Consider the following 24086-nt stretch of genomic DNA (forward strand, 5'->3'; position numbering starts at 1 on the left):
AGGCTAAGGTTCGGTCGTTGATTAGAATTGAGACTTTGTTGTTTATTCCTCTTCCCAATCTTCACCACTAATAGCAGCCCCGCCGCCAACAGTGACCAGATCAATTTGTTGACGATAGTAGTCCACGCTCTTAACTTGAACATCGACTTCATTGCCTAATCGGTAGGCAGTGCGATTTTTGCGACCGACCAGACAACTATGACGGGCCCGATACTCGTACCAATCATCCTTGAGGGAACTAACGTGAACCAAACCTTCCACTAAGAGATCTTCGATTTCCACAAAAAAGCCGTAGGACTGCACTCCCGTAATTAAGCCTCGGAACACTTGGCCGGTTCGTTCTTTCATTTTTTCGGCTTTTTTCAAGCCAATTAAATCTTTTTCCGCATCCTCTGCGGTTTTTTCTCGTTCATTGAGATGGGGAACCAGGTGGTGAAATTCTTCGGTGAGGCTTTCTTGAAGAGGGGGAGGTAAGATATTCCAGCTAATTTGGCCATAACAGTCGCTACTGGCTAAATTGATGCCGGTTTTCATTTGTTTGGTGCGGCGATCGCGGCCTTCCGTAAGCACTAATTTTAAGACCCGTTGTATTAGTAAATCAGCATATCGTTGACCAGGAGAAACGCAGTGGGCATAACCATCCCCATAGGCCAAACCAAAATGGGCAGTGGGATGACTGCTATATTTTGCCGAGGCTAAAGACCCTTCCAGCAAATGATTTAAAATACGGATGCAGGCAGTTTTAGAAAAGGACTGACTTAAGCGTTGGAAATCCTGGGGAGTGACATCTGCTTCCAAATTAATGGGAACTTCCAAGCCTAGATTAGTGGCTAGTTTTAAGAGATCGGTTAATTCCTCCCAATCGGGTTGGGACTGAGTACAATACAAGGCTGGCAAATCCAAGGCCGCTAGGTGATCCGCCACCGCTTTCCCCACTAAAATTAACAGTTCCGTCAAAAAAGCACGGATTGGTAAGGCATTAGAGATCAACACCGCGCCCATACGTCCTTCATCTAAAAAGGCGATCGGGGTATCGGACTGCAAAGAAAAACTACCGCGTTGTAACCGTTGAGCTTGGACTAAAGGACTAAGGGTAAAAAAGAGTTGATTTAACGGCTCGGCAAAATCGGCCAGGTCGGAAGGCATATTTTCCGGTTCCGCCAGCAGAGCTTGTACCTGGGAAAAGGTGAATTGTTGATCCACTTGAATGACACTGGCTTGATATTCAAACGCTAAAACCTGTCCCATCGTATCCAGGGTTAAAAAGACTGAAAGAGCCAGACGTTCTTCACCCATCAGTAAAGAACAACGACGGGTAACGGCTTCCGGGAAAAGGGGACAGACCTTATCACCCAGGTAAACAGCAGTGCCACGTTTTTTGGCCAATTTATCGAGCAGACTCTCTGGTTGAATGTAGTGATCGACATCACTAATATGAACGCCCAATCGCCAGTGCCGTTGTGTTTTTTCCAGACTGAAAGCCGTTTCGATAAAGGGAAGATGATCCCGCTCGATCTCATCAATGAGAGTAAAGGTTTTGAGAGAACGTAGATCCTGACGGGTTTTTAATTCATTCTGTTCTAGACCCATTGGTAAGTTATCGGCTTCCTTGAAGGCTTCTTCGCTCCAATAACTCGGTAGATCATGTTTGCAACAGACAATATCAGTGTCGGCAGCCGCTTCGGCATCACTGCCCAGGACTTTGGTGACTTTACCCAGAGGTGGCTGTTCTCCGATCGCATAACGAAGTACGGCAACATGAACCAAATGATCAACGGCTTGTTCCAGATCCAGACCATTTTCCTGGAGATTTAATTGAAACAAAAGGCGATCATCGAGAGGAATAGCCCGAAAGTTCTGTTCGACCTTTTTAACTTGGGCCAGCAGAGAAGGATTGGCTCGTTCCAGAATTAAAGCGACTTCACCTTCAGGAGAGCGTCGTCGGGTAGCGTCTTTAATGATTTTGACTAAAACGCGATCGCCGTTCCAGGCATTACTCAGATGGGTTTCTCGGACATAAATATCATCCGCATCCTCTTCATCCTGAATGGCAAAACAAAAGCCCTTACTCGAACAGCGTAATTTTGCTTCGACGAGATTCTCAGTCACTAACCGTCGATATTTCCCCCGTTCCTTTTCTAAAATCCCTAGTCTTTCTAGGGTATCGAGGATAATTTGTAGGGTTTCCATAGACCTTTCATCCTCGCAGCCAAGCTTCTTTTCCAGCACTTTGCCAGCAACTAACTTGTCATCACTGAAGAGGGAAAGCAATGTGGCGATCGAAAATTCCATGAATTACAGTCCTGAATGAAGGTGAGGAGTACAAACCAAAAATGAGGGGTCTGGCAAGCCAGGCTTGAGAAATGCCGTTAACAAAGCCAACGGAAAAATTTCCTCCGCAGACCAGGACTTCCTCCGCAGACGATGAGGATGTCGCTAACAATCTAGTGGGATGATGAAGAGAGAGCAGCCGTTGGCAAGGATGTGGGCAAACGATCTTCCGACCGAAAACTGTCTGACTCAGAGAACGAGTTGTCCTGTCAGGATTAAACCTAACGATAGTGGGGAAAGCTTCTTGCCCCTAGCTACTCCGTTAGACACTTCTTGTATAACTTTTCATTGTATCAATAGAGAGGACACAATGCTGCACCCAAATACTCAAAATTGGGTAAACCCGTCTTTGGTTTCTAACTGATGTAACAGACTGTGTTTAAGAAGAGAGATGTAAAAATCAGACAGTCCCTAGACGATCAAAAGGAAAGAAGCGAAAAACGGCCTGACCGATGAGATGATCTTTCGGTAAAAAGCCCCAAATATGGGAGTCATTACTATTGTTGCGATTATCTCCCATCACAAATAGATAACCTTCTGGGACTTTGACTCTAGGTAATGCGTAGCGTGGACTTTCCATTATGTAATCTTCCTCTAGGGGTTGATCATTGCGATAGACTTTACCCTCTCGTACTGCAACCGTATCTCCCCCAGTGGCAATGACCCGTTTAATAAAGGCTTGATTGGCGGCATAACCCTGGGCTTGCAGCAGATCGGGAGGACTAAACACCACAATGTCGCCAGCTTGGGGTTCCTGAAAGTGATAGGACAATTTTTCAACCACTAAGCGATCGCCTTTTTCGAGGGTGGGAATCATGGAATCGGAGGGAATAAAACGGGGTTCTGCCACAAATGTCCGAATGAGTAGCGCGAAAATCAATGCAATAAGTAGCAATAGGCCATTTTCTCGCAGCGATCGCCAAAGGCTTTTTTCAGGAGCAGTGAGTTCGGGATGGGGGGATGGGGTCATAGAGGGGAGGGGGAGACTTAGGGGAGGGGGAGACTGGGAGATGGGGAGGATGGGGAAGGTTAAAGGATCAACAGGAATACTTTACAATGGGAGGCCTAGCCTTAATCGTTAAAAATTATTGGGATTGCCAGTGTCGTTAGCATGAAATATCGCAAGTTTTGGGTAACTCTACTCATCAGTTTGGTTTTAATAACCACCTATTTGGGCTGGACACCCGACGCACTGGCCTTTACGGAAGAACAAAAGTTAGTTTTGCAATCCTGGCGTTTAGTTAATCAGTCCTACTTAGACGATACCTTTAATCATCAAAATTGGTGGAATCTGCGTCAGCAATATATTAAACGTCCTCTCCGCGATCGCAAGGAAACCTACAAGGCGATTGAAGAGATGTTGGCCACTTTAGATGAGCCGTTTACCCGTCTTCTCCGTCCCGATCAATATCACAATTTACAAGTTAGTACTTCGGGAGCCTTATCGGGAGTGGGGCTGCAAATTAATATCAATCCCGATAGCGGTAAATTAGAAGTCATTGCGCCTTTAGCGGGTTCTCCGGCAGAAGCGGCTGGTATTACGGCCCATGATCGCATTTTAGCCATTGATGATGTGGACACGGATACCCTGAGTTTAGATGAAGCAGCGGCCCGGATGCGAGGCCCCAAGGGAACAAGCGTTTCGCTGTCAATTCTCTCCGATGGTCAGCAACAGGCTCGACCCATTACCCTGATCCGCGATCGCATTTCTCTCAGTCCTGTTTTTGCCAATTTAGATCGTTCAGATCGCCAAAATCCCGTCGGTTATATCCGTCTGAGTCAATTTAGTGCTAACGCTTCCCAGAAGGTTGCCCAGGCCATTAAAACGCTGCAAACCCAGGGAGCAAAGGCTTATATCCTCGACCTTCGGAACAATCCAGGCGGGTTACTGCAAGCGGGTATTGACATTGCTCGACTCTGGCTCCCCGAAGGAACGATTGTCTATACCGTTAATCGTCAAGGTATTCAGGACAGTTTTACAGCCGAAGGAGAAGCCCTTAGCAATGCCCCCTTAGTCGTCTTGGTAAATCAGGGAACGGCCAGTGCCAGTGAAATTTTAGCCGGAGCCTTACAGGATAACGGACGAGCTATCTTAGTGGGGGAAAAAACCTTTGGTAAGGGTCTAATCCAATCGTTATTTGAGTTAAGTGATGGAGCCGGTTTAGCGGTCACTGTCGCTAAGTACGAAACTCCCAGTCATAAGGATATTCACAAATTAGGAATTGTCCCCGATCAGGTGGTGGCCCAATCCGCCTTAAGTTTTCCCCAGGTAACTTCCCCTGAAGATATTCAATATCAAACTGCTATGCAGGTTTTGAATGAAAAAGTGGTGTTAGCCCATGCCCATTAAGTTTAATTAATCAGCCTATTGTTCTATGCCTGGATTAATCGGTTTTACTCACCCTTATTGGGAAACAAATAAAACAAAATCACTGTTAGATAAAATGCTAACGATGACGCGCCATTATGATTTTTATAGTCGTGATGACATCTTTAGCAATCAAGAGATAGCAGCAGGGCGTTGTCATAATCAGGTTTTACAAAAAGAGATGCAACCCTATCGTCAAAACCATTATTATTTTTGGTTGGATGGTGAATTTTATAATCAAAAAGCTCTCGGTTTTTCACAAAAAAGTGATCCTGAAATTTTTTGTCTCCTTTATCAAAAGTATCAAGATTTTAGCTTTTTACAAAAGATTGATGGCATTTTTTCGGCGGTTTTTTATGATGCCCAGGAACAAAAAGTTTATCTGATCAGCGATCGCCGAGGTTTGAGAACCCTTTATTGGACGATACAAGGCCAGCAGTTACTTTGGAGGCACACAGAAAACGGGGTTAACCGCAGTTAAACAGCGTCAACTGCTTTATATTCGCTCCCCGATTGACCGATGGAGGCTTACGCTTCCTTGGTTCTAGGGTCTGGGACTTGCCTTTGTCCGTTTTCGCCTCCAATAATCAACTTCCTTGTGGTATCAATTACTGGAAACTTCCGAGTCCGTTCTAGCAATATTTCCTTTGTTTTTTAAAAAACAAGGAGGCGGGGAGTTCAAAATCCTCCCTTCTTGCAGGATACCTTCGGCAACATTGGTATTTGAGTGCAATACGACCCCATTATCTCTGGTAAACTGCTCCCCAGCGCGAGCCTCTTTAAGAGTCTCGAACTGAGAATCGAGTTGTGACGTATCAACACTTGTCAATTCCAACAATCGCGCAACCTACGCGATTTGAAACTTAATGACGATTGTAGCAAAAAAAGGGGGGAATTCTCTTATCGACAAGATTCTTTTTGCTCCGATTAACCCCGTTATACTTCGTTATTCCATGATCAGGTGTGTTGACATCGGAACTGAAAACTTTAAAATGTTGGCCTAATTTTGATCCTCAATGGAATGAAACAGCGATCGCGTTTTTTCTAGTTTTTGACGCAATTCGAGCGTTAGGGGTAATTTATCGAGGTGCCGAATGATTGAAGCAAGAGTCATAGCCAAATGTGACAGAGTGGGTTAACTAAAATATTAACCCTTAAGACTGCGATCGCCTCTTGGCAGAAATTATTCGTCAGGTTTCACCCTGTTTAACCGATAAAGTGCAACAGGATTTTCATAAGCGTTTTAGTTTACCCTTTTGCTCCGAAAACTAGCTGTACTTTTTATCGGGTTAATGTTTCTGTGAATGAGGAAACAGAAAAATTAAATCCAACTAGCGATCACTTTGTCATAAGTATTTTTTCAATTGTCAAACTAACCTACCACTCTATGGGAAAGGCGATCGCACTACAAACACTTTTGAGTCACATCAAACCTATTTAGAGATTAGGCTTTTGAGCTTCATTAAATCTCAGCCGTAACCACTCCGTGAAGATAAGCTAAAACATTTTCGTCTTTAGCTTTCTGTAGTGCTTCCTCAGTTTCAATCAGTTGATGGGAAACCCTGCGAAATAGAATTTTACCAACTAACCCCCTAAAATCTTTTCCTCTCTTGTCGTTAATGTAGTCACCTCCCAATTCATGAAATTTTCCTTTTTTCTTATATTTGAGAAACATTGCTCCTTGAAATCGAACTTGTCTTTCAGTCTCAGGATAATGTTCATAATTGAAAATCAAATCACCAGATCCGACATTACATTCTGTGATGAGAGCAATTTTTGAATACTCAGTACCCATGGGAGCTACTTTAAGCTTATGCTTATCAGTTTTATTCTCTGTGTCGTCCAACCAACTTGATACCTCCGTTGGCTCCGCGTTATTTCCTGGATAAACCTCTACGGTTATGAGAATTTCGTGCCAGTCCTGCTCAATTTTCATTAACTCTAAGCGAAGACGTTCAACACCTAGATGATTCTGTGCCATCCCTATCCATGTACCAGACAAATTTGGTACTTTGTCAAACCGATTTATTTTCCATATAAATTGGCCATAAATGGAACTGATAATCGAGAACGTTACTGGAACAAGCCCCGCAGACAGTAGTACGGACAGCAGCGACAAGGATGTCTCCAAAGATGAAAAATCAAAGCTACTGAAAGATGAAAAATCAGAGCTCTTGAGTGAATCCACTAATACTTTCTTCAGTAAATCAACTAATACAACTGTTACAAAGGTAGAAAGAGCCATCCAACTAAGAATAGTTGAACGGAAAGCTTGATTGTCAACACCGTAAGAATGCTTCTTTGCCATATTTCAATAGCTCCGTAGAATTTGTAATTTGTTCATTTTCATAAAGTAAAGATGGGAGTTTGGAAGCTCAGTGACCACAGACCTGAGAGTGTCAAAAAGTTCATCTTCTACATCTCTGCCACCATGCCTTATTCATGCTTGGAAACAATAGAGTTGTCCGACGAAGCAATTCATTGACAATCTCAATTGGTGGCAACAATCCATCCATAGTGATTGTATTCTCTTCTGGACTAATTGGCTCAAATGTAGCGATCTGACTGTGAAGCATTTCAAGTTTCATATAGTGATTTAAGCGTTTGATCAGTCTCTGCTCCAGTTCTAATTTAGGTACATTTAGCCACACTAACTGAACTCGCTTTAGAGATGTAAGTTGTTTTCTATAGGACGCTTTTAGCGCAGAGCAGGTTATGACAGTTTCTCGGCTTCGATCTATTGCTCGTCCAATATCATCCTCTATTTCTAGAAGCCACTGGCGGCGATCTTCATCTTGCAGGGGATTCTGTGAAAGCATCTTGATAATGTTTGACGGAGGATGTCGGCGATCGCCTTCCAGAAAGTCACACTCTAATCGCTCAGATAGAAGACGACCTATTACAGTCTTTCCTGAGCCACTTACACCCATAATTATCCACACTAAAGGGTAGTCATTCATAATCAAACAAACTCAATTAATTTATCTTAAGGCTGAGGACTGCGATCGCCTATTCCCAGAGGTCTAAATTGAGAAGATCATCCAGCGATCGCGTAAATTGCCAGGTATCAGGAAAATCGGTATTTTGATATTCGGGTCGCAATTTTTTTAGACATTGTTGATAAACACGATCAAGCAATTGAGGATAATCATTTTCCAGGCTAGGAGAAGTTTCGATTAAATCTTCAATTTCGGGGCGAATATTGCGAATTGTTCTTTCCCAACCATTATATTCAAGGGGCATATCAACATAACAGCGTTTTATAATATGCTCGATTAAGGTACGGATTTGACCTTTAAAGGCATTTTTCTGTGATTTCCCCAAGCTATCAATTTCCTCAATTAAATTGGTAATATCAAGTTGATTAAAGTCACGGTTTTGTAAATGGGCGATCGTCTCTTCTGTCCATTGTAAAAAATCGTGATCATATAATAATTTTGGAGGAGTAAGGGTTTTAGTCATAGTTTTATTTATTTTTCAGGTTTACTTTTGTAAAACTAGTTAACGTCTAAATTATCATTTTATGGTCAAGAGGAAAAATGGCGATCGCTCCTTTTGTAAACGTTGACGTAATTCAATCATCAGGAATAATTGATCAAAATGCCGAATGATCGAAGCAAGAATAATAGCAAAATGTGACAGAGTGGGTTTACTAAATATCAACTCTTAAGACTGCGATCGCTACTTGAAAAAAGTCGCATGTTCAAGGCAACAACGAAAGCAAATAACTAAAGTTGTAGTAATTGATTAACATAAACTTCCACCTCCGTTCCGGCTGCGATAAACCAGATATTCGTCCGTTGCATCATTTGACTGATGGACTGTTGGTTGCGTTGAGCAATTTGAGGAACTACGGTATTGGCCCCCCCTTCTAAAACACCTGCTAGCACATTACTTTTGGGATTGGCATTAGAAATAATACTGCCAGAGGCACTGGTGGTAATGACCTGCGACTCAGTGCGATTTATGAGTTCCGCCACTTTCCCTAAACCGCCGAGAAGAAACAGTCCCATATCCATGCCCGTAATGGAGGATTCCTGGTTAGGATATTGGTTGGCAATCAGAGGTTGTCCTTCGAGCGCACGGACAATCATGGCATTAGGCGGTAAATCAATTTCTGTGAGTTTGCCATTCTCCTGGATAACGCCTTTGATCACTCTGAGTTGAATTAATCCTTGTTCAGAAAGCGACTTAATTTCGGTTAAAAGTTCTGTATTTTCCGGTAAGGCGATCGCGCCATCAACGGATTTTAAAGGTTCTTGAAGACGGACAACAAAGACATTCTTTTCATTATCATTCTGATTATTGGCAGACTGCATGGTTTCCCCAAAAACGGCGGTAGCTAATACCGCTTTGGCTGTGACTCCGGCGGCCACAGAAGTCGAATTCTTCGTTTCAGGCGGAGAGGGCAAGGGTTGCAGGGGAGTGACTTGAGGTGTAGGTAGGGAAGTTGTAGGAGTAGATTGAAGGGGAACTGGAGTTTGGACTAAAGGGGAAGATGAGCGCGGTGGACTGGTCTTGACGATACGCTGAGATGAACTGGGGCGCGAAGTTGGGGGATTCGGGGCCAACTTGGGTGCAGCTGAAACAGTCTGAGGCACTTTGACAATTTTTTCCACCGTGATGATGCGAGGTACATAAACGGTTCTGACCCCCATCGTCTGACTGGGAACGGGCATTCTAACTACCGCACTGGGACTAAGCGGTTCTCTTCTGAGGGTTTCCTGGGCTCTTCTGACGGCCTCAGCCTGTTCTGCTAAAGCTAACTTGGTTTTGAGGGTTTCTACCTCACCGCTCAATAACTGGGTTTCATTTTTGGGTGTTGCCGTGGGGGTCGTGACGGGAACGCTTTTAGAGGCCGTACGATGGCCGCCTCCCATGATTTGAGATAAAAAAATGCCTGCCAGCAGCACGATCGCCAGGGTTGCCGATCCCACCAATCCCAGTTTTGCCAAAGGATTAGCCGAAAGGGGTTCAGCCGTGCGAGAGGATTGGGGACTATCCGGGCTTAAAAGATTGAGATCCGCAAAATCTGTCTCTTCCTCGTCGGGAGAAGTATTGACCAAAGACAGAGGAAGCTCCTCCTCCGCACTCAGTCCCACCAGTTTTGCCATGCGCTGTTCCCAAGCAGCCATATCAGTTGGGGGATCTGCATCATGGGAATTGGCGGGATCGGAAGTCCTGTCAAACAATAGATTGGGGGCGGGACTGGGAGAAGCAGGATTCATTGCTTAAGGTTTGGGGTTTTGGGGACAGGTTTTTTGCTGAAAATCACAGATCTGATAAATTTCGAGCCGAGCCTCACCCAGACGATAGGTGGCTAAATCAAGAGGCAACGGTTTATTGGGCAAAGTAATGGGATTTTGGGGAATCGCCCGAACCCAGATCTGTTTATGAAAAGGTAAGGATTTTCCCAATAGGTCAGAAGAGCTAAACAACAGTTGATGAGCGACGATTTCGAGTTTCCATTGCCCTGCTTCTATTTTAAGCGGTGCAGAAATTTTTTCGATGACCAGTACTGTTTCCAGATTAGCGTCTTCTCGTCCCGATCGCAGCGATCGCTGTTGTTCTAAAATTTCATTGGCAAATCGGGTTTGAAAGGATTTCGAGAACAGGCCAGAGGTAATATTCAAAACCAGACGGGGCGGCAATCTGGCAGAAGAGGTTAACATCAAGGTCATACTCTCCCCCACAAAACGGGAAAGGGTTGCTGGTTGTCGCTCTAAATTTTCTTCTGGATCAGCCGTAATCGCCGTTCCATTCTCTAACTCGATCAAACTTTGAGGCGTTAATTGTCGGCTAAGACTTTGTAGCAGGGATTGGTTAAAAAACAATAGCAATAACATTATTGCATTTAGTCCTAAAGTACCAAAGCCAAACAACAGTAAAGTATTTTTCTGCTGACTCTCGGATAGACGCGATCGCATAGACAGGGTAAGGGTAGGCTTAATAACTGATCATAGGCGAGGGACTGGAGTCGTGGGGGAAACGATGGCTTTTCCTAAGCTTTTCTGCTGGCCTAACTTATAACACCGCCGATAACGCCTATAAATTTTGATAAACTGTGACAGGACATTCTACCGATAGCGAGAACCCAATGTCGAGATACAAACAGAGAGCACAACTCCCTTGGTTTAGAGATTTGGCTTACTTTATCCCCCTATTGCTCTTGGTGACGCTATTCGTTTGCGTAATCGTTGTTAAAGGTTCTAGCCTCTTATTTTGTCTGCTCGTCAGTGGGGGAATGACAGTGGCGATCGCTTACTGGGGTCGTCGGCTGGGGATTTCCAAACAGTGGTTACTATTTTTCCAGTTTTTGGCGATCGCGCTAGTCACCAGTACCTTGTGGCTCAATTTTCTGGCTGAACCGGCTAATGCTCAATTTTTCAAAAAAGCCGAAGATTTCTTTCAAAATACTCTAACCCAAGGTTCCACCACCACCGACAATACCCGCACGGCCATTAGTTTAGTCTTTAATGTTCTCAGAGCAATTTATCTACTTTATATTGCTGGCTCTCTCATTGGCATCATTAACGCTGTTCGGAAAGACGAAGATTGGCAAAGCGTAGCCAGAATTCCCCTATTAGTGATCATTGCTGTTACCATTGCTGATGTCTTGACCTCCTTTATTGTCGGTGAACCCAATAAGTAATGTGATCCGTGATGGCATCAATAACACGAGAATTATTTCTTAAAACTTAAAGCTTAAAACTAAGGTGACAAATCAATATGATCGAAATATGCCTCTGCCAAAACAAAATCGACAGAGAAGTTAGAGGGGCAAGGCTTACGCCTAAAAAGTAACTCAAAAACAACTATGCCCCAGGAAAAAGATCCAGAATTTCGCCCCGTTAATCAAATCTTAGGATCACAACCCTCCCTTGGCCCCATTCCCGCCGATCAAATTATTCCCTGGGCAGTGATTGCCTTGAGCGTTTACTTTATTATTAACGGTGTTTTTGGCGGTTTATTTGAAGATGACTTTCAAAGATGGCTCTGGATCGTGCTGATGACCGGCTGGGGAATGGCTACCTGGTGGATTTTAACAGGGGGAAAAAGTTGGCGTTTTCTCAGCAAATTAATAGCAGTGCCCACCTGGACAAGGGGATTTGCTCGGTATCAAAGCTGGTTAGAAATAAATTATGAAAGACAAAATCGGCAAACAAAGCGTCAAACTCGCCAGCAATGAAACTCGTCTCACCCCTTTTGAAGATGCGTTACATTTAGCTACCATGCTAAGGATCTCACTCTATGAACGGGATATCGGAGCCTATCTTTTAAATAAAAATTATCAAAAAGATCGATTTTGCTTTGTCTTTGGCTTTGATTGTCGCGGCATTCATACGACCTTAACCACTGCCCAAATTGATACCATTTTCAATAATTTGGAAGTTGGCTTAAAAGATATTCCCCTGAATGAGAAGATCACCTTTCACTTAGGTTCCTTTGGTTCTGACCATCTCCGCCAACAAGAACTCAATCAGCTAATTCAAAAAGCCAGTTCCAGGGATATTAAATATTTGTTAATGTCAGAAAAAGCCAGAACTAAAGAATTAAAAAAAGCGGGGATTCGTAAAGTTAAATTTTTGAGAATTTATGTCACCTATACAATTGAGCCAAGTGCTGATCAGACGGAGGACTGGATTGAAAAATTACTAGCGAAGTTAGAATTATCCTGGCTACAATTTAAAGGAAAACTGACAGAAGTTGAAAATCAACACCTAGAAACTTTAGTGAGCAATGCCTATAAACAGGGATTTTGTCGCTGGGAACAAATTCTAGGCAATCAGATGGGATTAGACGTGCAAGCTCTGACAGCCAAGGAACTTTGGGCGGATCTCTGGCGACGCTTTAATTCAACGCCTGCCATTGATATCCCTCAACTGATGGTCTTAGATGAAAAGGGTTTATCTGAGCAATCCTATTCGGAGTTAAGTAGCAGTAAATTACTTTTAGAAAACCTACATAGTACTAGTTTGTTGATGGAGTCAGGAGTCCCCTGTGCCGATCGCCGTTGGGTGCATTTGAATAATCATTATATCGGGGTGATGACTTTTTTAGAAAAGCCAGGGGGCTGGCCCAATAAAATGGCCCAACTGCGCTATCTTTGGGATTTAATCGCTAGAGAAACTGTTGTTGATACGGAGATATTTTGTCAGCTAACCGCCGCCAATCCAACCTTGGTAAAAAACACCTTACAGCGAGTTTTAAAACAATCTAATATGTCTGCCAGGTTAGCTCAAGATAAGAATCAAACAATTGATGTTAATGCCCAACTCAAATTGCGTAAATCTGTTGCCGCCCAGGAAGAACTTTATGAAGGAGCCGTACCGATTTATAATGGCATTGCCATTTTAGTCCATCGTCCCCAGTTAGAACAATTAGATCAGGCTACTCGCTACATTGAAACCTGTTTTCAGCGTCCAGCCCAGGTGATCCGTGAAACTGAATATGCTTGGAAAATTTGGTTACAAACGCTACCTATTGTTTGGGAAGGATTATTGGCTAAACCCTTCAATCGTCGGCAATTATATTTAACCAGTGAAGTGCCTGGATTAATGCCTTTAGTCTTACCCAAAAAAGGAGATCAGGAAGGCTTTGAATTAATTACCGAGGAAGGCGGAACCCCAATTCACTTAGATTTATTCAATCAACATAAAAATCTGGCTCTTTTTGCCACTACTCGTGCGGGGAAATCGGTTCTAGTATCAGGCATTTTAACCCAAGCCTTAGCCCATAATATTCCCATTGTCGCCCTAGATTTTCCGAAGCCTGATGGGACTTCAACCTTTACTGACTATACGGAGTTTATGGGTAAAGAGGGAGCCTATTTCGATATTTCCAAACAATCTAATAATCTCTTTGAACAGCCTGATCTGCATTTATTAACCCCTGAACAACAGCAAGATCGTCTTTTAGATTATAGTGCTTTTCTCGAATCCGCTTTGATGACAATGGTGTTAGGTTCCTCAACGGATAATAAATTATTAGCTCAAACGATTCGTTCGCTCTTAAATTTAGCTCTCACTGCTTTTTTTGCTGATCAAACTATTCAAAAACGTTATCAAGAAGCGAGGCAAGAGGGATTGGGAAGTATGGCTTGGCAACATACTCCGACTTTAAAAGATTTTTTACGGTTTTGTTCCCATGAACATTTACTCTTAGAATCCGTCGGCGATCGCGTAGAAGAGGCATTAAATTATATTCAATTAAGACTCAGATTTTGGTTGTCCAGTCGAGTGGGAAAGGCTATTTCTGCGCCCTCTAGTTTTTCTAGCGATGCCCCTTTATTAGTCTTTGCCCTGAGAAATCTTTCGGATAATGAAGATGCTGCGATTCTTTCCCTGAGTGCCTATTCTGCGGCTTTGCGTCGTGCCTTAAGTAATCCGGCCTCGATATTTTTTATTGATGAAGCCCCGATTTTATTTGAATTTGATCAAATTGCTGATTTAGTGGGTCGAATGTGTGCTAACGGTGCGAAAGCAGGGATTCGCGTGATTTTATCGGCTCAAGATCCGGATACCATTGCCCAATCTAAAGCTGCTTCTAAAATCTTACAAAACTTAACAACTCGCTTAATTGGAAGAATCCAACCCGTAGCTATTGATAGCTTTGTACAAATTTTAAAATATCCTCGCGAAATTATTGCTCGTAATGCTTCCGAGAGCTTTTTTCCTCGCAAAGAGGGTATTTATAGTCAATGGCTACTGGATGATCAAGGGGTCTATACTTTCTGTCGCTATTATCCTGGCTATGAACAATTAGCGGTGGTGGCCAATAATCCCCAGGAACAAACGGCTCGTCAAAAAGCAATGCAGCATTATAATGATAAATATGAGGCGATTTCTGTCTTTGCCCGTCAGTTAGTGGCTTCTTTAAGGGGAGGATAAATTTAGATAAAGCTATGCGAAAACTTTGTTTTTTAACGATTTCTTTGACCTTGTTAATGGCCTTGCCGGCTTTGGCTGATTTAGGCCAGGTCTGGACGGATTTTCAGTCCTATTCTGGGGATCTCCAAAATTACCTCAGAAATAATTTTAATAAGACCTTTAACCCACTCAGTACTCCCGTACAAATTAATTTTGTTAATGCCCAGGGAGATATTGTGGTTCCCAATCCTATTTCCCTGAATGAAAATGTTTATAATGCCCTGACTCTCTATTCCCGCAGCGATCGCTTTGAAAATAATTCGGCAGTTTTTTCTAGTATGACTGGGGATGAAATTGATCGGCTTATGACGTTGGGTTCGGTGACAGCAAACTTGGGCGTTAAGGGTCAATTAAGGGTTAAAGATAAATTAAAAAATACCGAAAATTCCCTGAAAGTGATCACCAATTTTGCGAAACAGTTTGATGATCTTTTTATTCAATTGCAACAGTCGGTGGTGGGATTAGGTAACGCAACCGCGATTCCCCCTGCTTTAATGGCTCAGTTAACGGCTAATCAAGCTAATTTACAATTGCAGTCCATTAAAATTCAAACTGAGCAGGCTAAAATGGCGGCGGAAACCCTGGCTCAAGGCCTACAGAATAATCAATCTTTACAATATCAAAATCTTAATCTGGCTAATATTTCCCAACAAATGGCGATCGCCAATCGTAGCCAACGAGTGGAAACGGCGGCCGAAGCTGCCCGACTATTACGAGCCACCTCTCAAATGGATTTATTGGGCAGAAGTCAGTAATCATTTCTCTTAAATTAGCTTTTAGTGATTTTGTAAAAATAGAAAATGTAAAATTCGGAAACTAGAAAAGTAGAAAATAGAAAATAGGTTATTATGAAAGACAAGTTATTATTTTTACTGTCAGAAACCGGTATTAACGATGTTTTTAATAGTGGTGTGACCACTGCCCAAAGTATTAGCCAAAGTTGGGACAACCAATGGATCAATTTGTTGCAAAGCAATGCCAGTGATAACATCTATCGTTCCCTCACAACTTTGGGAATTTTCTTTGCAGTGGGAACCTTACTATTTTTTATGATCCAATGGCTACGGGATGCCATTTATAGCGAGTTTTCCCGCCCTTTATCGGCTTTAATTTGGCCCTTTATCGTTGTTCTTTTATTAACCAATATGGGTAGTGGCAGTATGCTATCCAATTTAACCCTCGGAGTCCGAAATTTTTTAAATACGATCAATCAGCAGATTGTTACGACCGCGAATGGCAACCAAACCTATCAGCAAGTTTTAAATATGAGTGTGGCTGAGGAATTTGCCGGTTCTTTATTTCGTCCCTGTAGTGCTTTAGTGGGAGAACAACAACAACAATGTTTTATTAAGGCCAACGAAAAAATGCAAGGCCTATGGCAGCAATACCGTAACTTATACGGCAATCAACCTTGGATTAGTCGTTTAGAAATTAAAGCCAATCAGATTACCTATAACACCGGTAGTGTCTCTGATACTAGTTTCAATGCCCTATTAGGATCAACCCTACAAACCAGCATTAAAAATTTTCTAATTTCTCTCCAATATGCTTTTCAAAATTTAATTGAAGCCACGATGTTATTAATCGCGGTTTTAGGGCCGATCGCGGTTGGCAGTTCTCTTTTACCCATTGCCGGTAAACCGATTTTTGCCTGGATTATTGGCTTTTTTGCCTTGGGAATTGCCAAAATGTCTTTTAATATTATGGCCATTATTACGGCCACTGTCATTATGAATGGGCCCGGTCAAGATATGAATACCGATCCCGATTTAATGTGGTTCATGATTTTTCTCGGCATCTTAGCACCGATGGTTTCTTTGACTTTATCGGCGATCGCGGGTTGGGCCATTTTTAGTGCCATTAGTCAGACTCATTTTAATTTAAGTAAGTTCTGATTTTTGAATTTTTTCTTGCTGTAAATTTTTCGTTGATTATGTCTGATGTTATCACGGAAGTCTTATCATCCCTTTTGACAGGAAAAGCTATCAACGAATTATTTACCCCACATTCCGTACTTGGCAACAAGAATTTTAATTAATACGAACAAGTCTAGATTAGCAGAAGTGCTTCCCCACAACGGTTTCAGGAATCACAATCTGCTGATCAACAAAAGTACGCCTCTTTATGCAGAACAAAAGCACTGATAAACGCACTACTATAGTCTTTCCTTCTCCGTCTATATCTAGTTTTGTGATGGCTAATGATGCCTGCATATAGCGTGTAAATTTTAAATTATTTATTTTCTTCTAATTGGTACGGAATATGGGTTAAAGGAGGGTTTTGGGGCAATTCTAGGCGTACTACTATGTCTAAAAGCCTGAAGACTCGTAAAATAAACTTGTTAATCCCGTTGAATTTTACCCCGTATTATGCGAACTAAAACCTGAAACCCTTGCTACAGGGCAAATTTAGAATTGCTGAGAGAATAGTTGATAGGGAATAGTTGATGATTGTCCATTTAAAAAGAGATCTTCCCCTTATTTCTCGTTATCTAAATTTAGATTTAGATAAAGTTTGCGCCATCATTTCTTACCCCTATTCCACCGTAACGGACTTCGCTAAATTACGCGGTTGATCCACGTCTAAACCTCGGCGGGCCGCAATATGATAGGCCAATAATTGCAAAGGAATGACTGCCACAATCGGCGACAATAATTCTTCCACTGGAGGAACCAATAACAAATCATCAAAAATTGATCGCGCTTCGAGATCATCATTGGGAGTTACACCAATTAACCGCGCATCCCGTGCTTTGGCTTCCTGGGCATTGGATAAAACCTTGTCATGGACTAACCCAGGCATGGCGATCGCCACGACAGGAACCTTTGAATCTAATAAGGCAATGGGGCCATGTTTCATTTCTCCGGCGGGATAACCTTCGGCATGAATATAGCTAATTTCCTTCAGTTTTAACGCACCTTCTAAGGCGATCGGGAAATTGATCCCGCGACCAATAAAAATAAAATCTTGCGTATCAGCAAAATCGTGGGCCAGGGTTTCGATCGCCTTTTCTTGTTTTTCTAAAATACTTTCAATTTGGGCAGGCAACTGACGCAAACCATTAATAATTGCGGCTAATTGATCCAAGGGTAAAGATTGATGACGATAGGCCAAATCTAAGGCAAGGAAATAAAAACCCATTAACTGAGCCGTAAAGGTTTTGGTGGCCGCCACCCCGATTTCAATCCCTGCTTGGGTATTAATAATCTGGCCAACCATATTGGCTAGGGTACTTTCGGGACGATTGGTAATCCCCATAATGCGGGGTTCGTAGGGAGAAGCCAAGGTTAAACGACGCTGTTTTTCCATTTCCAATGCAGCCAATGTATCCGCCGTTTCCCCCGATTGCGTCACCCCAATGGTTAGCGTATTGGGCGTAAGGGGGGTGGGAGAATAGCGAAACTCAGAGGCATAATGTACTGTCGTGGGAATGCCCGCCACTTGTTCTAATAGATACTTGCCCACCAAAGCCGAGTGCCAACTGGTTCCACAGGCGAGAACTTGAATATGCTGCAAATTATCGATTAATTCGGGAGCTAAGCCCAGTTGAATAGGAGAAGTAGGTTGATCGCTCTGCCAATGGGCATCTAAGTAAGTTTCCAAACAAGTACGCACTACCGCCGGTTGCTCATAGATTTCCTTGAGCATAAAGTGCCGAAAACCTTGTTTTTCAACGGTGGTCGAACTCCAATCGAGAGTACGGGGTAATTTCCGCAGACGATTCAAGGCAAAGTCATAAACCTCAACCCCTAATGGTGTTAAACGGGCAATTTCCCCATTTTCCAAAGACAGTACGGTGCGGGTATGGGCCACTAAAGCGGTGACATCGGAGGCACAGAAAAATTCCCCTTGTCCGAATCCCAAAATTAACGGGGCCTGTTGACGGGCCACAATCAATTCATCTGGATAATCTGCACATAAAACGGCGATCGCAAAGGCCCCTTCTAAGCGGGCAATGGTCTGTTGGATAGCATGGAGAAAAGCATCAGCATTGGTTTTATCAATATTTTTATAAATATCTTCCAGCAGGATCGGGATTACTTCTGTATCGGTTTCAGAGTGAAAAGTATAACCCTTCTCTTTGAGTTCTTCGCGTAAATCCTGATAATTCTCGATAATGCCATTCTGGACAACCGCCATGCGCCCACTATTATCTCGATGGGGATGGGCATTCCGTTCTTCGGGTTTCCCATGAGTTGCCCAACGGGTATGGCCAATGCCAATGCGGGCGGTATTGACTTCCCGTTCTAATTTTTCCTTGAGATTGACCAGTTTGCCTTTGGCACGAATACAATCCACTTCACCTTCACTAATGGTTGCAATTCCGGCTGAATCATAACCACGATACTCTAACCGTTCTAAACCATCGATTAAAACATTAATTGCAGTCTGAGTGCCGATGTAACCAACAATTCCACACATGAGAATGATCCAGAAGGGTAAAAAGGACTAAGTTAGGTTTTTATTTAGTGTAGTAGTTTCAGTCAATTCTGCAAGCATCCACTGACAGAGAAACGCATAAGAGTGACGATTCTGTCCTAACTTTATTAAAACTTATCGGTTTCGGGACGGGGGCCAACGGCTCCAGGTTGATTGACAAAGAGATTACCAGCTGCCTCGTTTTGATAAATGCAGTCAATTTTGGGTTTGCCTTCTAAGGGGCCGGTAAAGCCAAATGTATTCATGCGATTTTTACAAGCATTGACCTGCTGAGAATCCACCAATTTTTGCTGTTCTAGAATCGTCCAGTTATTACGACGCAGAACGCAGCCTGGTTGCATGATCGGTTGGGTGACGAAAACATTAAAGGGGTTAAGGGTGACAAATACCCGCATATCCGTAACAATCGCACTAGATCCGAACTGGATACAAAGTTCAGCATTAGGCGCACTTCGATCAATGACTTCCCGTGAAGCGACATTCTCTGGGTTAAAACTGGCCGTTGAGCTAAAACCAATTCCGACCCCTACTCCCAGCACAAAAATACCGCCAAAAAGAGCGATCGTGCCGTAGTTTATTTTTGATTTGGAGACTGGCGTTTCGTATTCCCTCTCCCTGGGGTAGGAACGGGGGGGCGTATAGCGAGGGGGTTTACGGGCCATAGACTAGGGGAAGGCTGATTGAAAAGGTTTTGAGGCTTCATTGTAAACAATTCTTTACCTAACCGCTAGGCAGGGGCAGATTATCATCCTTATCACTACACCCCTTTGGGGTTGCTATTTTCCGCTACATTGCGGGTTGGATCACCGAGATTGATTTTATCCGTTGGCCCTGGATTGAGGTTGGTGGGTAAAATCTGCCAATGTTGGGCCAAGCGTTGCAATAATTTATCCTGTTCAGCCCGTAAACGATCAAAATTAGAGCCGCTATTGATAATCGTGAACCAGACAATGCCTCTTTCTTGGGTCGGAATCATGCCGGTTAAGGCACTCACTTGATTGAGGGTTCCTGTTTTTACCGTTAATCCCTGGGGCATATTACGCCATTGCAGCGTTCCTTGGCGATCGCGGCCCATGACGGGAAATAAATCAGACAGAGAGAGATTCACCGCTTTTAATTTATCCTCTAACGTCATAAACAGTTGGGTGACTGCACGGGGAGAAAGTCGATTTTCAATGGCTAAACCGGAACCATTTTTGAGTTGGATTTCAGAGGCGGAAATATGGGCTAAACGAGAAGCTGTTTGAGCAACCACCGTAGCTCCCCCCACCGACTGAGCAAACATTTCGGCCATGTCATTATTGCTGTAAATATTCATCTGTTTCAGCAATTGGGCGACAGGGAGTGATTGATGGCGCAGGAGCAATTGGGCATCAGGAGGAAGGGTGGATTGAGGCTGTACAGTTCCGGTAATGATGACTTGGGGACGGGGTGTATTGACAGGTAAAGCTTGATATTGCTTTTCGACAAAAGGCGACCATTGGGAAGAATCTAGAGCCTGTTTCAAGAGGTGTCCGGCGATCGCTGGCTCAGTTTTAAAATTCATGGCAAAGGGGCCAGTAACGATGATATTACCCGTGATTTTTTGCAGGCCTAACTGATTTAAAGCATTGCCAACCGCGATCGCTTCCTCCCAAACAAACAAGGGATCATAACCCCCTTCAATCACTAAGTCTCCTGTCAATACCCCATTTTGTAGCGTTCCTAAGGTATAAAAACGAGTTTCAAAACGATGATCTAAACCCCATTTATCCATGGCCGCTAAACTCGTTGCCACTTTGGTTAGGGAGGCGGCTGAAACCGGCAGATCTTCTCTTTGCTGGGCGAGATAGGCCCATTCAGTTCGCATCCAAATGCCTTGACGATTGGGATCATAACCTTTGGCCGCTAACGCCTGGAGATAATCTTGAATCAAACTGGTGACGACGGGATCTTCCTGGGTGGGTATGTCAAAAATCTTAGCCTGCTGCCAGGAAACCACTGCTCCCAAGGGAAGAGATTGGGGATTGCCCCCCCACAGTTGAGCTAAAAAGCCAAACATGGCCAAGCTAATACCGTCGATCATCCTGTCTCTCCTGAAAATTCAACCACTGATTTTCCTATCAATGTTAACCAATGTCATTCTTTTGACAAGAGCCTTGAAAAAGCTAAAAATCTTGATTGCAATGGCGATCGCTCCCACGCCCTATAATAGTTTCTCTGGGCTAATTTGAAATGTTTTTATGACTGTTGCCACCTCTCAAACTGCATTGGCTTGGTTAGATCGCGGAACCCACGAAATCTTTCCCCATCAACCGGACTCCGATAATCCCAGTGAAAATCTTGCTCAATTGCTGGCCCAGAGCGATCGCCCCCTAAGAATAAAATTGGGGATTGACCCCACCGGCAGCGATATTCATTTAGGCCATAGTATTCCCTTTCGCAAATTACGAGCCTTTCAAGATGCTGGCCATACGGCGGTGGTGATTATTGGTGACTTTACGGCCCAGATTGGCGATCCCACCGGCAAATCGGAAGTTCGCAAACAATTAACGGCAGATCAAGTCCGTAGTAATGCGAGGAGCTATTTAGAACAATTGCGACCGATTTTGGATTTTGAAACCCCTGGCAGACTGGAAATTTGCTATAACAGCGATTGGCTGAGTCAGTTAAATTTAGCGAAAATTCAAGAATTATTAGCCACTATGACGGTGGGTCAAATGTTAGCCAAAGAGGGTTTTTCGGAACGATTTACCCAGGAAACGCCAATCTTTCTCCATGAATTTCTCTATCCTTTGATGCAGGGTTATGATTCGGTGATGGTGGATGCGGATGTGGAATTGGGAGGAACGGATCAAAAATTTAATATTGCCATCGGTCGAGATTTACAACGTCATTTTGGGAAACCGCCTCAATTTGGTCTATTGCTACCGATTTTGATTGGGACGGATGGCAGTCAAAAAATGTCTAAGTCGCTCAATAATTATGTGGGACTGCGAGAAGATGCCCTTTCCATGTACTCGAAGTTGGAAAAAGTACCGGATAGTTTACTCAAGGATTATTTTGAATTACTGACCAATTTACCCCTAGATTCTTTACCCGAAAATCCCAGGGAATGCCAAAAAAGATTAGCGGTGGAAGTTGTCGCTCAGTTTCATGGTCGGGAAGCAGCCTTAACGGCTCAACAAACAGCCCAGGCGATCGTCACCCAGGGCAATACGGCAGCAGCAGAAAGCGTGCCAGAATTTTCCCTCGCTCATACCCAGTTTCCAGTTAAACTCTTCTATCTGCTCAGTGCAACGGGGCTTTGTACCAGTAGTGGGGAAGGTCGTCGTCAACTCCAAGGCGGTTCGGTGCGTTTAGACGGCGATCGCGTTACCGAGGTTGATGTTACCTTTGAGAGTGAAACTGACTTGGAGGGAAAAATTCTACAGGTAGGCAAGAAAAAGTTCATTCGTTTAGTTGCCTAATGTTGGTCATAAAATTGGTATTAAAATGTACGATGATGCGCCACCGTCTCCCCGACCCTTTCCTAGAGTTCCCCTCGAACGCCGTTCCTATGCCTATTTGATGGATTTTATTGCCGTTTGGCTGCTCAGTTCCTTTGCGACGGGATGGTTGCAGGGGATGATCTTTCTGGGAGCTTGGTTTGGCTTGCGGGTAATTTTAGTAGAAACCAATCAGGGCCAAAGTTTGGGGAGTTGGGCCTTCGATATGAAAGTGATTGATCTGCGATCGCGGCGGATTCCGGGCATCTTCGAGTTGACTAAACGGGAAGGCATTTTAGGCGGCACTTCTTTATTGGCAATGGTGGGCTTAAATATTAATTTTCTTAACGCCATTTCTATGTTGTTATTAATCGCGCCTTTGTTGATGAATGGCGGTTTGGCTCTGAGTGATGAAATGTATAATCAAGCTTTCCATGATCGCGTCGCTGGAACGGTTGTTATTCGTGCTAAACGGGGATTTTCCCTCGACTTACGCTTAAAACGTTGGTGGTATGAAGCGAAAACAAAATGGCAGGAAAAACAACGAAGATAGAGGGATTATGCAGGCGATCGCCGATTAGTGAATAGTTGATAGTGAATAGGTGATAATTATCCATTCAAAAAAAGCGATCACCTCAATGTTATAAATCTATAGATTAATCAAATATATCCGTTAAAGTCTTTGCTTCTAAAAAGCGATCACTCCATAATTCTAAGTCGGCGATCGAAGCTTGAGTTAAACGAGATTCAATAGACCCCGATACATTTCCAAAACGTTTGACCAATAATCGCATTAGCAGGGCAACCTCTCCCTCTTGGCGACCCTCTTGGCGACCCTCTTGGCGACCCTCTTGGCGACCCTCTTGGCGACCCTCTTGGCGACCCTCTTGGCGACCCTCTTGGCGACCCTCTTGTAAAATGTCCTGATAGAAAGCTGATTCTTTCATAATGTCGTTCCTTAAAATTGTTTTTATCATTTCAGGTGTCATCACCAATCCTGCGAATACTGCCGTCGCAGCCATGAGATTAGCCCTCACCCGTTGGTTTTCTATTGTATCCAATCCCTTCGCAACTTCCCGTAATCGTGTTGTTGGCTCCTTACTTTGGGTTAATATCGCCAACGGTAATAATCCCGGATTTGTTAGAAATAAATCAGAAGACTGTTCCCAAAGACGAATGGTTCGATAATGATGAGTTGTTTCTCCTAGTTGAAAGCTATCTTGATAAACCAAGGCTGATTTAGTTGGTTTCAGATAAATAACCACTTGGTGCATGGTTTTAAGCGGAAAACGACGATAAACCCTGACTCGATAATCTAACATCCGAAAGCCCATTGTTTCATCGGGTTCGGTCTGAAATTCTAGGTGTAATACGAGATCTTCCGATTGTTCCAATATGAGAGAATCAGCGCGAATCGGCTCTAAAGATAATTCCGTTGGACTCAGTTTGGTCAATTGAACGGGACGACCAAGCAACCAAGTGGCGTAATCTTCAGAAAAGTTTTCGGCTAGGAATTTGCAAGCATTGTCAAACATGGATAAATTTTAACAT

The 24086-nt window shown here is 43.4% G+C and carries 20 protein-coding genes; 9 read left to right on the forward strand and 11 right to left on the reverse strand.

Annotated elements, in window-relative coordinates; translation table 11 throughout:
- Positions 1-42: 42 nt before the first annotated feature.
- Together KA717_13695 and lepB are read right to left on the reverse strand one after the other, a co-directional pair.
- Positions 43-2190: a ribonuclease R gene (locus KA717_13695; protein UXE63564.1), complete on the reverse strand. Its 2148-nt coding sequence runs from the start codon at positions 2188-2190 to the stop codon at positions 43-45.
- A 541-nt stretch (positions 2191-2731) separates the two neighbouring features.
- Positions 2732-3301 carry a signal peptidase I gene (gene lepB, locus KA717_13700; protein UXE63565.1) on the reverse strand — a complete coding sequence of 190 codons (570 nt, stop codon included), beginning with the start codon at positions 3299-3301 and terminating at the stop codon, positions 2732-2734.
- A gap of 141 nt (positions 3302-3442) precedes the next feature.
- Between lepB and KA717_13705 the strand changes: the two genes are divergently transcribed.
- Positions 3443-4681 carry a S41 family peptidase gene (locus KA717_13705; protein ID UXE63566.1) on the forward strand — a complete coding sequence of 413 codons (1239 nt, stop codon included), beginning with the start codon at positions 3443-3445 and terminating at the stop codon, positions 4679-4681.
- Between the two features lie 25 nt (positions 4682-4706).
- A complete protein-coding gene (locus KA717_13710; protein ID UXE63567.1) occupies positions 4707-5180 on the forward strand; it encodes a hypothetical protein in 474 nt (157 codons plus the stop codon).
- A 981-nt stretch (positions 5181-6161) separates the two neighbouring features.
- Here KA717_13710 and KA717_13715 read toward each other — a convergent pair.
- The 5 genes from KA717_13715 to KA717_13735 form a co-directional block, all read right to left on the reverse strand.
- The gene (locus KA717_13715; GenBank protein ID UXE63568.1) at positions 6162-7007 is read right to left on the reverse strand and encodes a hypothetical protein; all 846 of its coding nucleotides are present in this window, start codon (positions 7005-7007) and stop codon (positions 6162-6164) included.
- A 100-nt stretch (positions 7008-7107) separates the two neighbouring features.
- Entirely contained in the window at positions 7108-7629 is a 522-nt protein-coding gene (locus tag KA717_13720; protein UXE63569.1) for a gluconokinase, GntK/IdnK-type, read from the reverse strand.
- Between the two features lie 79 nt (positions 7630-7708).
- Positions 7709-8161, reverse strand: coding sequence for a DUF29 domain-containing protein (locus KA717_13725; protein UXE63570.1), 453 nt, complete (start codon positions 8159-8161; stop codon positions 7709-7711).
- A gap of 266 nt (positions 8162-8427) precedes the next feature.
- Complete coding sequence (locus KA717_13730; GenBank protein UXE63571.1) at positions 8428-9927, reverse strand: hypothetical protein; 1500 nt, start codon at positions 9925-9927, stop codon at positions 8428-8430.
- A 3-nt stretch (positions 9928-9930) separates the two neighbouring features.
- The gene (locus KA717_13735) at positions 9931-10476 is read right to left on the reverse strand and encodes a hypothetical protein (GenBank protein UXE63572.1); all 546 of its coding nucleotides are present in this window, start codon (positions 10474-10476) and stop codon (positions 9931-9933) included.
- Positions 10477-10943: 467 nt separating this feature from the next.
- On the opposite strand from KA717_13735, the gene KA717_13740 reads away from it, so the two are divergent.
- From KA717_13740 to KA717_13760, 5 genes are all read left to right on the forward strand, one after another.
- Positions 10944-11351, forward strand: coding sequence for a hypothetical protein (locus KA717_13740; GenBank protein ID UXE63573.1), 408 nt, complete (start codon positions 10944-10946; stop codon positions 11349-11351).
- 165 nt (positions 11352-11516) lie between these two features.
- The gene (locus tag KA717_13745) at positions 11517-11888 is read left to right on the forward strand and encodes a hypothetical protein (GenBank protein ID UXE63574.1); all 372 of its coding nucleotides are present in this window, start codon (positions 11517-11519) and stop codon (positions 11886-11888) included.
- Positions 11842-14589: a hypothetical protein gene (locus KA717_13750; GenBank protein ID UXE63575.1), complete on the forward strand. Its 2748-nt coding sequence runs from the start codon at positions 11842-11844 to the stop codon at positions 14587-14589. Before KA717_13745 ends, KA717_13750 begins: the two co-directional genes overlap by 47 nt.
- 44 nt (positions 14590-14633) lie before the next feature.
- Positions 14634-15383, forward strand: coding sequence for a hypothetical protein (locus KA717_13755; GenBank protein UXE63576.1), 750 nt, complete (start codon positions 14634-14636; stop codon positions 15381-15383).
- Between the two features lie 93 nt (positions 15384-15476).
- Positions 15477-16523 (forward strand): hypothetical protein, encoded by a 1047-nt coding sequence (locus tag KA717_13760; GenBank protein UXE63577.1) that lies wholly within the window; start codon positions 15477-15479, stop codon positions 16521-16523.
- A gap of 640 nt (positions 16524-17163) precedes the next feature.
- Here KA717_13760 and glmS read toward each other — a convergent pair.
- The 3 genes from glmS to KA717_13775 form a co-directional block, all read right to left on the reverse strand.
- The gene (glmS, locus tag KA717_13765) at positions 17164-19050 is read right to left on the reverse strand and encodes a glutamine--fructose-6-phosphate transaminase (isomerizing) (protein ID UXE63578.1); all 1887 of its coding nucleotides are present in this window, start codon (positions 19048-19050) and stop codon (positions 17164-17166) included.
- 125 nt (positions 19051-19175) lie between these two features.
- Positions 19176-19730: a DUF3172 domain-containing protein gene (locus KA717_13770; protein UXE63579.1), complete on the reverse strand. Its 555-nt coding sequence runs from the start codon at positions 19728-19730 to the stop codon at positions 19176-19178.
- Positions 19731-19825: 95 nt separating this feature from the next.
- Positions 19826-21133 (reverse strand): D-alanyl-D-alanine carboxypeptidase, encoded by a 1308-nt coding sequence (locus KA717_13775; GenBank protein UXE63580.1) that lies wholly within the window; start codon positions 21131-21133, stop codon positions 19826-19828.
- Between the two features lie 157 nt (positions 21134-21290).
- Here KA717_13775 and tyrS point away from each other — a divergent pair, with 157 nt between their 5' ends.
- Together tyrS and KA717_13785 are read left to right on the forward strand one after the other, a co-directional pair.
- Entirely contained in the window at positions 21291-22517 is a 1227-nt protein-coding gene (tyrS, locus tag KA717_13780; GenBank protein UXE63581.1) for a tyrosine--tRNA ligase, read from the forward strand.
- Positions 22518-22542: 25 nt separating this feature from the next.
- Entirely contained in the window at positions 22543-23088 is a 546-nt protein-coding gene (locus tag KA717_13785) for an RDD family protein (protein UXE63582.1), read from the forward strand.
- A 103-nt stretch (positions 23089-23191) separates the two neighbouring features.
- Here the strand turns inward: KA717_13785 and KA717_13790 are convergent, their stop codons facing one another.
- Positions 23192-24070: an Rpn family recombination-promoting nuclease/putative transposase gene (locus KA717_13790; GenBank protein ID UXE63583.1), complete on the reverse strand. Its 879-nt coding sequence runs from the start codon at positions 24068-24070 to the stop codon at positions 23192-23194.
- Between the last annotated feature and the right edge of the window lie 16 nt (positions 24071-24086).

The organism is Woronichinia naegeliana WA131 (assembly GCA_025370055.1).
Classification (GTDB): Bacteria; Cyanobacteriota; Cyanobacteriia; order Cyanobacteriales; family Microcystaceae; genus Woronichinia; species Woronichinia naegeliana.